At 54.6% G+C, this 13,870-nt stretch carries 13 protein-coding genes; 5 read left to right on the forward strand and 8 right to left on the reverse strand.

Annotation, left to right across the window (positions count from 1 at the left end; all coding sequences use genetic code 11):
• Positions 1-6 precede the first annotated feature (6 nt).
• The 5 genes from KTH_RS16650 (at position 7) to KTH_RS16670 (ending at position 4,786) form a co-directional block, all read left to right on the forward strand.
• Entirely contained in the window at positions 7-471 is a 465-nt protein-coding gene (locus tag KTH_RS16650; protein WP_497620058.1) for an NUDIX domain-containing protein, read from the forward strand.
• 131 nt (positions 472-602) lie between these two features.
• On the forward strand, positions 603-2,183 hold the full coding sequence (gene pruA / locus KTH_RS16655) for an L-glutamate gamma-semialdehyde dehydrogenase (RefSeq protein ID WP_497620060.1): 1,581 nt from the start codon (positions 603-605) through the stop codon (positions 2,181-2,183).
• Between the two features lie 13 nt (positions 2,184-2,196).
• A complete protein-coding gene (locus KTH_RS16660) occupies positions 2,197-3,129 on the forward strand; it encodes an MBL fold metallo-hydrolase (RefSeq protein WP_497620062.1) in 933 nt (310 codons plus the stop codon).
• 21 nt (positions 3,130-3,150) lie between these two features.
• A complete protein-coding gene (locus KTH_RS16665) occupies positions 3,151-4,392 on the forward strand; it encodes an NAD(P)/FAD-dependent oxidoreductase (RefSeq protein WP_497620064.1) in 1,242 nt (413 codons plus the stop codon).
• Between the two features lie 244 nt (positions 4,393-4,636).
• On the forward strand, positions 4,637-4,786 hold the full coding sequence (locus KTH_RS16670; protein ID WP_170142277.1) for a hypothetical protein: 150 nt from the start codon (positions 4,637-4,639) through the stop codon (positions 4,784-4,786).
• A 64-nt stretch (positions 4,787-4,850) separates the two neighbouring features.
• On the opposite strand, the gene KTH_RS16675 is transcribed toward KTH_RS16670, so the two are convergent.
• From KTH_RS16675 to KTH_RS16710, 8 genes are all read right to left on the reverse strand, one after another.
• Entirely contained in the window at positions 4,851-5,474 is a 624-nt protein-coding gene (locus KTH_RS16675; protein ID WP_497620067.1) for a DUF4388 domain-containing protein, read from the reverse strand.
• 143 nt (positions 5,475-5,617) lie between these two features.
• Positions 5,618-6,412, reverse strand: coding sequence for a hypothetical protein (locus KTH_RS16680; protein WP_497620069.1), 795 nt, complete (start codon positions 6,410-6,412; stop codon positions 5,618-5,620).
• Between the two features lie 154 nt (positions 6,413-6,566).
• Positions 6,567-7,151 (reverse strand): acyltransferase, encoded by a 585-nt coding sequence (locus tag KTH_RS16685; RefSeq protein WP_111318119.1) that lies wholly within the window; start codon positions 7,149-7,151, stop codon positions 6,567-6,569.
• Between the two features lie 6 nt (positions 7,152-7,157).
• Positions 7,158-8,198: a polysaccharide deacetylase family protein gene (locus KTH_RS16690; protein ID WP_497620072.1), complete on the reverse strand. Its 1,041-nt coding sequence runs from the start codon at positions 8,196-8,198 to the stop codon at positions 7,158-7,160.
• 63 nt (positions 8,199-8,261) lie between these two features.
• Positions 8,262-9,488, reverse strand: a complete 1,227-nt coding sequence (locus KTH_RS16695; protein WP_497620073.1) for an NAD(P)-binding domain-containing protein — start codon at positions 9,486-9,488, stop codon at positions 8,262-8,264.
• Entirely contained in the window at positions 9,485-10,768 is a 1,284-nt protein-coding gene (locus KTH_RS16700; RefSeq protein WP_497620075.1) for a carboxylate--amine ligase, read from the reverse strand. The genes KTH_RS16695 and KTH_RS16700 overlap by 4 nt, the downstream gene beginning before the upstream one ends.
• Complete coding sequence (locus tag KTH_RS16705) at positions 10,749-11,780, reverse strand: polysaccharide deacetylase family protein (protein WP_497620077.1); 1,032 nt, start codon at positions 11,778-11,780, stop codon at positions 10,749-10,751. The genes KTH_RS16700 and KTH_RS16705 overlap by 20 nt, the downstream gene beginning before the upstream one ends.
• A 22-nt stretch (positions 11,781-11,802) precedes the next feature.
• The gene (locus KTH_RS16710) at positions 11,803-13,428 is read right to left on the reverse strand and encodes a N,N-dimethylformamidase beta subunit family domain-containing protein (RefSeq protein WP_137686090.1); all 1,626 of its coding nucleotides are present in this window, start codon (positions 13,426-13,428) and stop codon (positions 11,803-11,805) included.
• Positions 13,429-13,870 lie beyond the last annotated feature (442 nt).

A 13,870-nucleotide genomic window follows, 5' to 3' on the forward strand; every position in this document is an offset into this window, starting at 1 on the left:
GTATCTATGAAAGTGGTCTATGGAGAACGCATCGGCAAAACGGCCCGACTCTCCGTCAGTTGCTCGGCTGTAATTTTCGATGAGGACCGACAAAAGCTTCTCCTGATGCGTCGGGATGACAACGGGCGCTGGAGCCTGCCCGGTGGACACATGGATGCCGGAGAAAGCGTGACAGAGGCATGTGCCCGTGAGGTGCTGGAAGAAACCGGGCTGCATGTTCAGGTCGGTAAGCTCATAGGCGTCTATTCCAACCCGGACATGATTTTGCAGTATGCCGACGGGAATCGCTATCAGACAGTGCACTTCTGCTTTGAGGCACGCCCTATTGCAGGCACACTGACAAGCGGCACTGAAACACTCGAACTGGCCTATTTCAGCCGAGAAGAGCTTGCTCACCTCGATATTATGGAACACCACCTACAGCGGATCGAGGACGCCTGGGCAGGAAATCTGCTACCGTTTATGCGTTAAACAGGGTTCTTTTCTCTTTTACGTCAACATCTCAAGGACAAGCAGTCCTACCAATTGCCCACCATTTTGAGATACAATAAAGCTGTCCAATCATTCAAACACGATGAAGTGTTTCATAAGGAGATATCTACATGTCACAGGTAATGGAAGACGTACAGACACGTGCTCAAACCCCTTTCAAGAATGAGCCACTTACCGATTTCAGTAAAGAAGAGAATCGCCGCGCCCAGGAAGCCGCTCTCGCGCAGGTGAAGAGCGAACTGGGGCAGAAATATCCGCTTATCATTGGCGACAAAAAAATCACCGAAGGCGAAACCTTCGCTTCAATTAACCCTGCAAACCCGGATCAGGTCCTCGGCTATTTTATCAAGGGTACCGCTGAACAGGCAAAGGAAGCCGTAGGAGTCGCAGCCGAAGCCTTCAAAACGTGGAAGAAAGTGCCTGCCACGGAACGCGCAGCCTATCTCTTCAAAGCAGCCGACATCATCCGCGAGCGCAAGTTCTACTTTAACGCCTGGATGATCTACGAGGTCAGCAAGACCTGGGTTGAGGCCGATGCCGACACCGCCGAGGCGATCGACTTCCTCGAATACTATGCCCGCCAGATGCTCAAACTGGCCGCACCCCAGGATCTTCCAACCACACCCGGAGAGGACAACGAGCTTGTCTATATTCCGCTCGGCGTTGGCGCAGTGATTCCACCCTGGAACTTCCCGTGTGCAATCGCTCTCGGTATGACCTCCGCCGCGATCGTTGCAGGCAACACGGTTGTACTGAAGCCAGCCAGCACCGCCCCGGCGATAGCCTACCAGTTCGTCCGTGTGTTTGAAGAAATCGGCCTACCAGCAGGCGTGATCAACTACCTGACCGGCTCGGGTGCAGCCATTGGCGACACGCTGGTTGATGATCCACGCACCCGTTTCGTGTCCTTCACCGGCTCCCGCGAGGTTGGCGAGCGCATCTATGAGCGCGCCGCAAAAGTGGCACAGGGTCAGATCTGGCTTAAGCGCAGTGTGCTGGAAATGGGCGGTAAAGATGCGGTTGTCGTCGATGAGACCGCCGATCTTGATGCCGCCGCGGATGGTATTGTCTCTTCCGCGTTTGGCTTCCAGGGGCAGAAGTGCTCCGCCGGTTCCCGCGCCATCGTCGTCGAGCAGGTCTACGATCAGGTACTTGAGAAAGTGCTTGAGCGCGCCAAAAAGCTCACCGTGGGCGATGTCACGCAGGATCCGACCGTCAATCTGGGTGCCGTCATCGACGAGAAAGCCAAGAAGAAGATTCTCGAATACATCGAGATTGGCAAGAAAGAAGGACGCCTTGTTCTCGGTGGCGGAGAGAAGGGCCCTGGCTACTTCATCGAGCCAACCATCATCGCCGATGTTGACCGCAACGCACGCATCGCACAGGAAGAGATCTTCGGCCCTGTCCTTGCCTTCATTAAAGCGAAAGATTTCGCTGATGCGATCGACATTGCCAACAGCACCGAGTATGGCCTGACCGGCTCGCTCTACACTCAGGATCAAGAGCGCATTGAGCAGGCGAAGGAAGAGTTCCACGTTGGGAACCTCTACTTCAACCGCAAGTGCACCGGAGCACTGGTCGGCGTCCATCCGTTTGGCGGCTTCAATATGTCCGGTACCGACTCCAAAGCGGGCGGCCCGGATTACCTGTTACTCTTCACACAAGCGAAGGCCATTTCAACCAAAAAGTAAGAAAGAGGAGTCCGTGACGACGGTTACTCAACTCAGCCATAAGCTCTGGCACATCTCTCTTCCGTTCCAGGGTGAACATGGCGTGCTGGGTTGTTATGTGCTTGCCGGGTCAGATCAGCTCGTCCTGATCGACCCCGGCCCACAAACAACCGCGGCAGCCCTGATAGAGGGACTCGAAGAGCTTGGCTTCCAGGCAAAGGATGTAACCCACATCCTTGCAACACATATCCATCTGGATCATGCGGGCGGAGCAGGAACGCTGCTTCAGCAAATGCCTCATGCGACGGTCCTGACCCACAGCAAAGGAGCGCCCCATCTGGTTGATCCCGCTAAACTGCTTACCAGCGCGACTCGCATCTATGGCGACCGAATGAACGAGCTCTGGGGCACGGTTGAACCGGTGCCAGAGGATCAGGTTCAGGCAATTGACCACGGCGATGTGCTGACGCTTGCTGATCGCAGGCTTGAAGTCCATTATGCACCAGGGCATGCCTCACACCATGTCATCTTTTTCGATGTGCATTCAGGCGAGATGTTTACTGGTGACGCCGCTGGCGTGCGTTTGCCGGGCATCAATTATAATCGGCCACCGACGCCCCCACCGGACCTTGACCTCGAAGTCTGGACTCACACCATTACCATGATGAAACAGCTCCACCCCGATGTGCTCTATCTTGCTCACTTCGGACCAAGCAAGGAGCCAGTCGCCCATCTCGATCAACTACGCGAGAGGCTATATAGCTGGGGCGAGCTCGTTCTACAGGCAATGCGCGAGGGGAAGGATGAGGCCCAGATCACCGAGTACCTGATTGCCAGTACACAACCAGAACTGGAGCGGCTGACCGATGATCCCACAATGGTACGACGCTATGATCTGGCAACCAACTATCCAATGACAGTTCAGGGATATATGCGCTACTGGCGAAAGCAGGGAAAAGCGTCATAGAACGTAAGGAGACGGAACAGCGTGCAAAAGGAACCTGAAAGGAGCTCTGTTTCCTACTGGCAAAGCACACTTGCCGCCTATCCATTAGAGACGACACCACCCACAATCGCAGATGTCGTCGTTGTCGGCGGGGGCGTCCTGGGATGCTCCGCCGCCTACTGGCTTGCAAGAGCAGGCTTACATCCAGTCCTCCTTGAACAAAGCGCCGTCGCCTATGGAGCCACTGGACGCAACGGCGGCTTTATTTCATATCACTCAGCCCTCGGTTTCCTGGCAGAAAACGAACTACTCGGGCACCAGACTGCGCTTGCTATCCTCCACCTGACGCGGGAGAATCAGCGCTTGCTGCGTCAAATCCTTGAAGAGGAGCAATTGGACTGCCAGTATCGCGAGCCCGGAATCATCTCACTGGCGCTGAACGAGAGTCAGAGAGAGCATATGGCCCGTAACGTTGCCGCACTTCAGGCCGAGGGCATGAGGATTCACCTGCTGGACCGCCAGGGATTGCAGGAATATATCGCGACGGAACTTGGCCCGGAGATCGTCGGCGGCGAGCTCTATGCTGAGGCCGGGCTGATCCACTCGGGACGACTGGTCCAGGGGCTCGCTCAGGCAGCACAACGCCACGGCGCTCGGCTCTATCAGGCCACAGTCAGGCAGGTGCAAGCAAGCGGGAATACCGTTCGTCTCGATACTGAGCATGGCACTCTTGAGGCCAGAGCTGCCATTATCGCCACCAATGCATGGACAGCGAATTTGCTGCCCGCCTTGCGTGGGCTGGTCGTGCCAGTACGGGGCCAGGCACTTTCTTACGCACCGAGAGAGCCTGTCTTCCATACCGGTCTGGGAGCAGGGGTCACCGCAACCGGCGAGTACTGGCAACAGACAATCGATGGCTCTCTTCTGCTTGGCGGATGCCGCGAGGTCGCGCCAGAGCAGGATAAAGGCGTCACCATTCAACAGCCAACAGCGGAAGTACAACAGGCACTTGAGCAGGTCTTCCCGCGTCTCTTCCCGCGGCTACAAGGGCTTCAGGTACAGCGTCGTTGGGCCGGACTGATGGCATTCACACCAGATTACCTGCCGATTATCGATCAGGTTCCCGAGATGTCCACTGTCTGGACAGGCTGTGGTTTTTGCGGGCATGGCATGCCTTTCGGGATTCGCGTCGGGCAGTTACTGGCACAAGCAGTACAGCATGGAAGCACTCCGGAAGAGCTTGCACCTTTCTCGCTTCGGCGCCCCTCATTGAAGCGATCATAACACTATTTCCTACAAACTCCCTGTATTGATCGATAGCTATTCGACAATACAGGGAATTTTTGAGCTCTTTTGATTCCCTCTCATTCCTCTTCTAAAGCTGTATCAGCCCTATTTCCTGTTTCATAAGAGCAACTTTTCTTTTTCAATTTCTCTTTTGAATCACGTCTTTACTTATATGAAGAACAGTAAAACAAGATACATTATCCGGGAAACATTTGAACAGGCAGAGAGGAGCAAGAACGGTATGAGCGCAGTCACTATCTTTCTGATGGGATTACTTATCGGTATGCTTTTATGCTGGGCAGCAACGCAACGCCAGCGTCAATTGCTGCGGCGCTACCGCCAGCAAGCTCGAATACTCTCCAAGTGGAGCAGACCAATCATTGAAGAATAACAACATGTGTTCCTCCACTGGTCTCGAAGGTGAGGAGAGCAGGCGTCCGGCTCTCCTCGCTTTTTTATTCCGGGCGATCTTTAAAGCGCTCCTGTAGCAATTTCTCGGTGCGGATAACGGCCAGTCGAGCTGTCTCCTGAGCAAACTCTGTCGCCCGTCGGAATGCCTGCTGCAACGGTAGAAATGGAAGAGTCGGGGACGTGTCCTGGAGCTGAGGGAGCGCCCGAAGCCGTTCTGTTTCGCGTTCTCGGGCGTGTACTGGAAGATCAATCGGTCGCCTCGGGAGCACAATAAGGAGGTGCATCAATATTCTGTGCACAGCATGACGTGGCATACCCTGAACAACGGCCCGCATTTCCAGCAGCGCTAACCAGTGCGCGAACACTTCCGCCTGCTGCCACGAAACATCATCACACTCACAGATAACAGCGCTATCAAAACGCACTGAGCCCTTCTTCCAGCAAAGAAGGTCCTGCAATACCTCTACCGAAGCACGTTTGTCACCTGTGACATGCACAAGGCGAGCCTCCTTAAAGTAGAGATGAGCCACGCCAAACCGCTCACCATTGCGCAACGCCAGGCGTCCCGATGCACGACGACTCTGGATATAGCCCAGAGCCAGCACCACATCAGCGAAAAAGTTTGTAGTCAGAATTGTAGCGAGTGACCTATCTGGAGAAATGTTCATATCAGCCAACCTTACCACGTCTTTTACAAGCCACTGTTTTCTCTTTTTGATTATACTTCCTGCAAAAGCATGTTTCAATATATATATACCTTTAAGAGGCAAAATTCATACATCCATATACGTAATTCCATATATACGACAGGTTATCCCTGAGAGAGGAGCGGACGTTCTATGCGCAACACCCCAAGCCCGCTGAGCGCTGGAGCGAGCTCGTGCAGGGCCTGCATGGTCAATGTATGCGCCTCCCTTTCACCAACCAGCGGAGCACAAAAATAGAAGCAGGTCTCAATCAAAGCGGAGAAGCCTTCTAGCAGCTCATTACGCGGGTAGCGATCCAGCAATGTCTGATCGGCGAGCTGAAGATAACCGGCAGGAGAGAACTGCAAATGAGCGAAGAGAGGAAAAGCAGTAGAAAGATCGTCAAGAATATCGCGGAGTACCGCCAGTGCCTCTTGAGAGCCGACCAGACGCGCAATGACAAGAGCAACGCGCCGTGTCCCTTCGATCAATATGCGCCACTCAAGCGGTGTAAGCAGCGCTTGCGTCTCGCTGACCGTCACCGCGGTGCCCTCCACCACACAAGGTACGGTCGGCATCTGGATAACGCCGCTACGGTGAAGGCGCTGTAGTGTCTCTTCAAACAGGCGCTCATGTGTCTCGTTCAGCGTCACATCTCGGGTGATCGCGCCGCGTTCAAAGCGCACCATCCCCTGCGTCCACGCCTGTAACTCTTGCAGCGTCGAACGAATGTCGCCACGATTACCGATGCAATGCACCAGTTTTCCGGCCCGGAAATAGAGATGAGAGATACTCAGGCGCTCTGTATTGCGAATTGTGAGCCGACCAAATGCCCGAACCCGCCTGACCTGATAGACGATCAGCGCAAGATCACGCAAAGGTCCCTGCCACAAGGAGCCTGGAAGACCAGATTGCGGCACAACACCATCCACTTTCTATGCACCAACGCGCAAAAACACGCATATAAACTTCTTCTTGTGGAACTATGATACCGAGAAGCAAGAAGAGTGTCAAGAAATTCTGGGTTCTACACGACTTTTAGCGTATCGTGTATCCTGCAATCTGGTCGTTTCCTTAAAAAGTGATATCACCACAGCGCTCACAGTGCCCGATGCGCCCCGCCTCACTCTCGCGGATCTCGCGTAAAGGGCGCGCACAGCGACAAACGTAGCCACGAGGCCGCGCAGGGTTCCCCAGAACCAGCGTATGCGGCGGCACATCACGCGTCACAACAGAGCCCGCACCGATCAACGCGAATTCCCCGATGGTCACGCCACACACGATCACCGCGCCCGCGCCAATCGAAGCCCCATACTTCACTAATGTTGGAGTCACCTCCCAATCCTCTGCCCCCTTCAGACGCCCATCCGGCGTAATCGCACGAGGATACATATCATTGGTAAAGCAGACGTGGGGTCCGATAAAGACGCCATCCTCGATAGAGACACCCTCAAATAGTGAAGCATTGTTCTGGATTTTGACGCGTGAGCCGATACGCACATGCGTCTCCACATACACGCCCTTGCCGATATTACATTCCGCGCCAATCGACGCATACGAGCGGATATGAGCATGCCGCCAGATCCGCGTTTTGTCACCGATCTGTACATGCTCTTCTACCTCGGCCAGCGGATGCACAAAAAAGCTCGATTCGGTCATTGGCGCTTACCTCGAATTTGTAAAGCGATTGCGGATAAACGGGATCCAGCGCAGGCGTGAGAAGAAGCCCCAGAGCCCGGCGACCTCAGCCGCAACGACCAGCCAGTGCTGATCAATATCAGCCTCCACCCGATGAAGCAGCAGCGGATCAGCCTCCGGTGTGTTGTCGCCATAACGTGTTGTCAGGGCCCAGGAATAGCCCGCCTCACGTACTGCCTCCACCACCTCGGGACTGATATGCTGCATCTGCCCGATAGGATAGGCAAACGAGCGGACCGGGTGCCCGAGGCGCTCTTCCAGCACACGCTTACAATCGACAATCTCACGTCGCACTTCTGCGGGGTCAGTCAGCGCGCTCAACACCGGATGATGCAAGGTATGTGCTCCGAAAGAGACAAGCTGACTTGCATCCATCTCCCGAACCTCATCCCAGGTGAGCGGCATTCCCGGTTCTTCCGCCGGAAGCACCTCAGATGGTGCCTGCAAAGCTTCACGCACCATTGTCAGAAAGCGTTCTCGCTCTGCCACTGACGGTGCAAAGCGCAGCCGCTGATCAATCAGGTGCGACAGCTCATCCACCTCCTGCGACTCGCTGAGGCGATAGACCTTCCCCTCAAGCTGCACCTTCGACACACGAGCCCGCTGTACCAGCCGTTTTCCCTCGTCCCACCAGAAATAATCACCACTGTCGATATAGTCAGGAATCAGATAGATCGTGAACGGGACACGCAATTGAGAGGCCAGCGGGAAAGCATAGGTATAATTATCGCGGTAGCCATCATCAAAAGTGACTACAACCGGAGAACGTGGATCTCCGTTCAATTGCGCATCGGGCGCATACACCTCATCCAGCGCCTCTTCAAGTGGCACGATCCGATAATGACGCTGAAGATAGAGCCAGTGACGGCGCAAATGACCGCCACTGGCACGATGATAATTCAGCACCACGACACGCTTTTTGTCCCGTCTCTTCAGCGAACGGGCCAGCGCAACCAGACCACTATAGTACATACAAGCTGCGATAAAAACGAGAATACGTCGGCGCATAGCGTTTCTATTCCTTTAGCAATTGTTCTGGCGTGAGCACATCATCCATTGAAGCGCCCTTGACTACAAGGCACGAACATAACGCGGAACTGCAACAGCAAGACGACGGGCCGCAGCGTCAGCACCCAGGACGAAGCGATAAAGCGGCCCGAAGCTTCTTACCGATGAAAAGCCGATAAAGTACAGCCCGGTCACACTGCTCTCGAACCAGGGATTGAGCACAGGAGCCCCCTGATACGTATGGATCTCTTGCAGCAGCTCAGGAGCCAGCATTGTCAGACGCTTGAGATTGGTTTTGTATCCGGTTCCCAGTAAAATATGATCTGCCTCAAGCTGCCGGCCACTGGCAAGCTGCACGCGAACCGTCTCGCCAAGTGGCTCAACCGCATCGACATATTGATGCTCAAGCATCTCCACTTTTCCCAGAATGCGGGGCTTCAGCCAGGGAGCCCCCTTCGGGCCATGCTTGGTATCAACAATATAATCGACAATATCGCGTGGGAAACGCTGCAAGCTATAGGGCAACTTCTCCAGAAAGACATTGAGCCAACCACCACCAAGCGCGGAATCTGGTGCGCGCAATTGACGCAGCACAGGTGGCAAGCTGCTGTGACCGGTACCAGAGATCCAGTGTACTGATCGGCGTGCCAGCAACTGGACCGTTGCCCCATTCTCGTTTAATAAGGCCGCCGTTTCCAGCGCCCCCTGACCACGCCCCACAACAATGACCCTCTTCCCTTTGAACTCAGCCATATCATGGTGATCAGCACTGTGCGAGACCAGAGACGACGGCAAGCCCTGATACTCTTTTGGATAATAGACAAAGTACTGAAGTCCGGGAGCCATCACGACTGCCCGGGCAAAGAGCACGCGCCCATCCTCAAGCTGCACCTTGAAGAGGCTCCCCACTTTTGAGATCCGCTGAATCAGCGTCTCATCAACATCTGGCACGACGTTCTGCTGAAACCAGAGCGAGTAATCCACGAAATCTTGAATAGGCAGGATCTCCGGCTCCCGCTTCCCCTTGAGCAGGAAATAGTCTTTGAGTTGATAGCGACCTTCCGGGTCTGAGAGATTGGTTGCCCACCAATACGAGCGAAGCTGCATCCCCTTTGGCATATGCTCACGCCAGAAACCGATAGGCTTGCCAAAGACAGCGACATTCAACCCTCGCGCACGCATATGGGCGGTAGCAGAAAGGCCATATGGGCCAGCACCGAGGACAACAACATCATAAGAAGCCAGGGCAGTTCTCCCCTGAACAGTATTCACATCCAAAGACACGTTCACTGCATATTCCTCCTGGAAGATGGGCCCCTTATCACTCGCTGGACGCCACGGTGCAGAAAATCACGCGTTGCAGTCCAGAGAGGACGTATATCATCCTTATCTAGATAATCATAGGCAGCGGGTGTAAAGAAGGCCGCAATGAAGTCCAGTAGAGATTGCGCCGGAGGGGCCACACCCGGTCGTCCTCTTTGTGCAAGCGCCTGCGCCGTCGTCAAAATATCGCCTTCAAGAAAGCGCATCCAGCCGCCCGTTTGATAGGACGTCACCCGCTCAAGCTTCTCCCCACGAGCCCACTGATAGAGCAGATAGGGGAAATCAACGCCCGCACGGACCGCGACTTCAATGGAGGCAGACAACCGAGGATTGATTTCCATTAAATAGGGACGACCTGCACTGTCACGCCTGAACTCAACCTCACTATAGCCTTCCAGTTCTATTGCACGCACCAGCCGCTCCGCTTGCCCGGTAATATCCTCGGGTAGCGCGATGCTCTGGCGATAGACCGAGGTTCCCCCCAGGGGCGGTTGGGTTCGTTTGGCCCACTGGGCGAAACGTGCGTACATCGTACCATCAGCGTAGAACAGGCTGATTGCTTCTCGTCTTCCATCCAAAAATTGTTGAAAGAGGGTACTGCCTCCATGCTGTGTCAGCTCTTCGACAGCCTCCCGTGCCTCATCATGTGTTGTGACCAATTGGCTGATGACCCGCACACCACGTCCCTTGCCCCAGAGCCAGGATTCCACCGGCTTCACCACTGCGGGCAGGCCAACCGTACGCACCGCCTCAGGAACCTCATCTACATGCTGAACAGATACCCCCCGGGGAATCCCGATGCCGAGTCGGGATGCTATATCCAGCGTTTTTTCTTTATCGGTCGCAACGGCCAGAGCCTCTTCTTTCGCCAGGGCAAGCTGTGCCCTCCGCGCTACCGTCTCGCGATGCGCCCGTAACACTTCAAGCGTTCCATCGGCGGACGGGATCACGACCTGAGCGCCAGTATGGTCCAGAATGTGCAGCAGATAGTCAAGGAAGGCGTCGGTCTGTTGCAGATAGGAGGGCGCAACATAAGCCCGCCGACACCAGCGAGATGCAAAGGCAGGCACATGCTTTGACTGTTGTAGCACATCGGCAACCTCCAACGCGGCAATCGTCAAGCCACGGCTTCCCAGGGAGCGCATCGTCACCAGTGATTGGCGCAATTTCGCATCCAGAACCAGCGCATCATAGAAAGTGGTACGCCGCGCTTCTGGCTTCAGCAGATTATCGAGATGTGTTCCCATGTTTCAATCTTTTCTTGATACGTGATACTATGCCCAGTAAGCCAACCAGCTCAGCGGCCAGAATCAGCCAGGGCTGTTCCAGATCTCCTGGCAAGCGAGCAAGGAGCAGAGGATCACTGTTCGGCGTGTTGACCTCTTCTACGGTCGTAACTGCCCACGAGAATCCAGCCTTCCTGACCGCCTTCATGCCCGCCTCACCAAAGTGTTCATCCTTTCCGATTGGATAGGCGAAAGTTCGTACCGGATGCCCGAGTTTCTCTTCAAGCACCCGGCGCGACTCCGTCACCTCATATTGAAGCTCTGCCGGATCGCTCAGGCGGCTCAGAACGGGGTGCCACATCGTATGAGCCCCAAAGGAAACCAGCCCGGTGCGCTCCATTTCGCGTGCCTCATCCCAGGTAATGGGTAACGCTGGCTCGGTTGTGCCCTCACGCGAGCGCACCGGTAAGCGTACCTCAAGCTCCTGCTGGATCTGCTTCAAGAAGGTTTCACGTTCCGCCACCGAGGTAGCCTCACGCACTTGCTGATCAATGGCCCGTGCAAGGGCGGCTCGCTCCCCGGCTTGCGCCAGTTGATACGTTTTCCCGCCCAGAGTCACCTTCTCGACCTTCGTATGACGTGCCAGATAGTCACCGGCGAGCCACCAGAAATAACGCCCGCTCTCGGTATAGCCAGGGATCAGAAAGACCGTGATGGGGATCTGGAACTGCCGGGCAAGCTTCAAGGCGCAGGTATAATTATCCAGATAGCCATCATCAAATGTCAGCACAATAGGCGGACGCCGATCAGTAACGGGTTTATATGTGTATAACTCTTCCAGCGCCTCCTCAAGATGGAGCACGCGATAATGGCGGCTCAGATAGCGCATCTGGTGCCGCAGGTTCTTACCGGCAGCCCGATGATAGTTCAGGATGATCAACTGCCGCCGCTTTCGGAAACGAGCCAGCGCGATCAACCCGCTATAATAGAGACCACCCGCCACCAGAAGCCGCGCACGTTCACGCAAAGACATATTGTGCTCCCTCCTATCTCATTTACAGCGCATTCGGCGAGTGGCGCTCTACCAGCTCATGAAACACATTTGCCAGTAATGCCTGCATCTCCGGTGACTCCGTGTCGCCGCACTCCCAGTTTCGGTCTGGCAGGTACGTCGGGCGATAGTTGTCGAGCGCATAGGTCCAGTAGGTGGAACCGGTTGCGAAGACCATTGCCCCCGACTGGGAAATATAGTAGGTTGTATTGCTGACATCCTCTTTGTTGTTTTCGTTATGGACATTTGATGTCGCAAGCACTTTCAGGTTAGCCGGTGAAGAATCCCGATACACCCGGTCCCAGAGATAGCCTACATAGCTACATCCGTAGCCTTTGCCGGGCTGAATGCCGGTGTTCTTCAGCAAAGTCTGGTCCGCGTCCTTGTTCACCTTCCATGCAAAATCAACCTGCCCACGCGACATATCGGAGTACATCACGCCAATCAGAGTACTTTCAGGCTGGTGGAGCACAGGATCTCGCCATTGGGCCGTCACACGTGTGTGATCAGTCGCATACATCGGGTCTCTACTCAACGTGTTTTCCTCTGAGGAGACCTTGTAGCAAATAACCGTGCGATCAGGGGTTCCTGTGCTGCTCGCCTCAAAGCGCATCTGCCAGACGCCGTCGGCGGCTCCCAGAAAGGCCAGACCGACGCCCTTATCCCGCGCCGCTTCATAGCCCTGCCGCATCTCAAGCGTCCAATAGGCATCATGACCGATAGAAATAGTGGCTTTGTGGCGCTGAAGCTGTTGCGGCTGCCGATGCAGATCGACATTGCTGATATAAGAAAGGTCATAACCCTGCCGTTCCATCCAGCGAATGGCGTTCAGTTCCAGCGACACGACCTGGCTGGCTCCGGCATAGTACAAATAGGGACGATCAAAGGACACTTTTGCGGCGGTCGGGGCAAAACTATTCTCGCTAAAGAAGCCGCTTCCCATATCATACAGGCTCTTGCCTCCCCACTCGTTAGAAGCAGCCATTGTGGTATCTGGCGTCACCACAACATAGCGAGAATTGGGGTTTCCATGAACGACAAAAGGAGCGTAGGTTTGCCAGCCACTCGCATCGGTAAACTTTGCCAGATAGACACCACTTGTCCAGTCCTGCGGCACCTCAAGCGTATATGAGGGCTTCCAACGAGCCTCAATCAGCCCATCCGTTCCCTGATAACAGGTAGAGCAGGCGACCAGCTTGCGCGTGCGCTCTTCATAGTATCCCTGCGCCTCTCCTTCCTGATTCTGGACCAGTTTCAGTAAGCGACCGCCAAAGCCTGAGTACCAGCCCAGCCGAAAGATTTGGATGGAGTAGGGAGTTCCGGCCTTCTGGGTGCTCACATAAAATTGCAATGATTGTCCTGGATCTACCGATACAGCCCCTGCGTAGGCCTGAATCTGAGTTGTGGCCTCTTTCCCGGCAGGAATACGCCACTCATTTGAGCCGGGCTGAGCGTTTTCCTTCACAATCGGGTTTGCGTCCGCGGGAACTGAGGTCGGCGCAACCGGGGGACTGCCCGAACCAGATGATTGAAAGGCCTTCATCATCATAGCTGGATCACCCAGGAAGATAGCCAGCACCAGACTCACGATAATGAAGAGCACTATAGCACCTGCGATGCGAAACTTCATGCAGGGGATACCTCCCGTTTGCTTGCGTACTTGTTTATCTACTGCTTGTTCGTTGGCATGTTTTTCAGACTGTAGCAACCATATAGATTGCGGCACGCCACATCCCTCCTGTGGGATGTGAGAGAAAATGCAGGCGTGTGCACTTCTGCACTAGAACGATAGCATACGCCTGTGGTAAAGCGATGTACATTCGGGTGGAGAATCAGTAGAACTCTGGAACAGGGTGTAGAGAAATCCATGTTCTCTGTGGCCGAAAAAAGGGCAGAAAGACGCGAAAAAGAAGAGTAGGGATGTGCACCAGTCCCTCGCATTTTCCACGCCATCTCAACACCTGTAACAACCCGAATCCAATAGATAGGATAGTATCTTTTTAATGCGTTTCCCTCAAAGGTGAGGGTAACCCATTACAAAAAGCCTATATCAGATACAAATTTCAATTTTT

It is taken from the genome of Thermosporothrix sp. COM3, assembly GCF_059696735.1.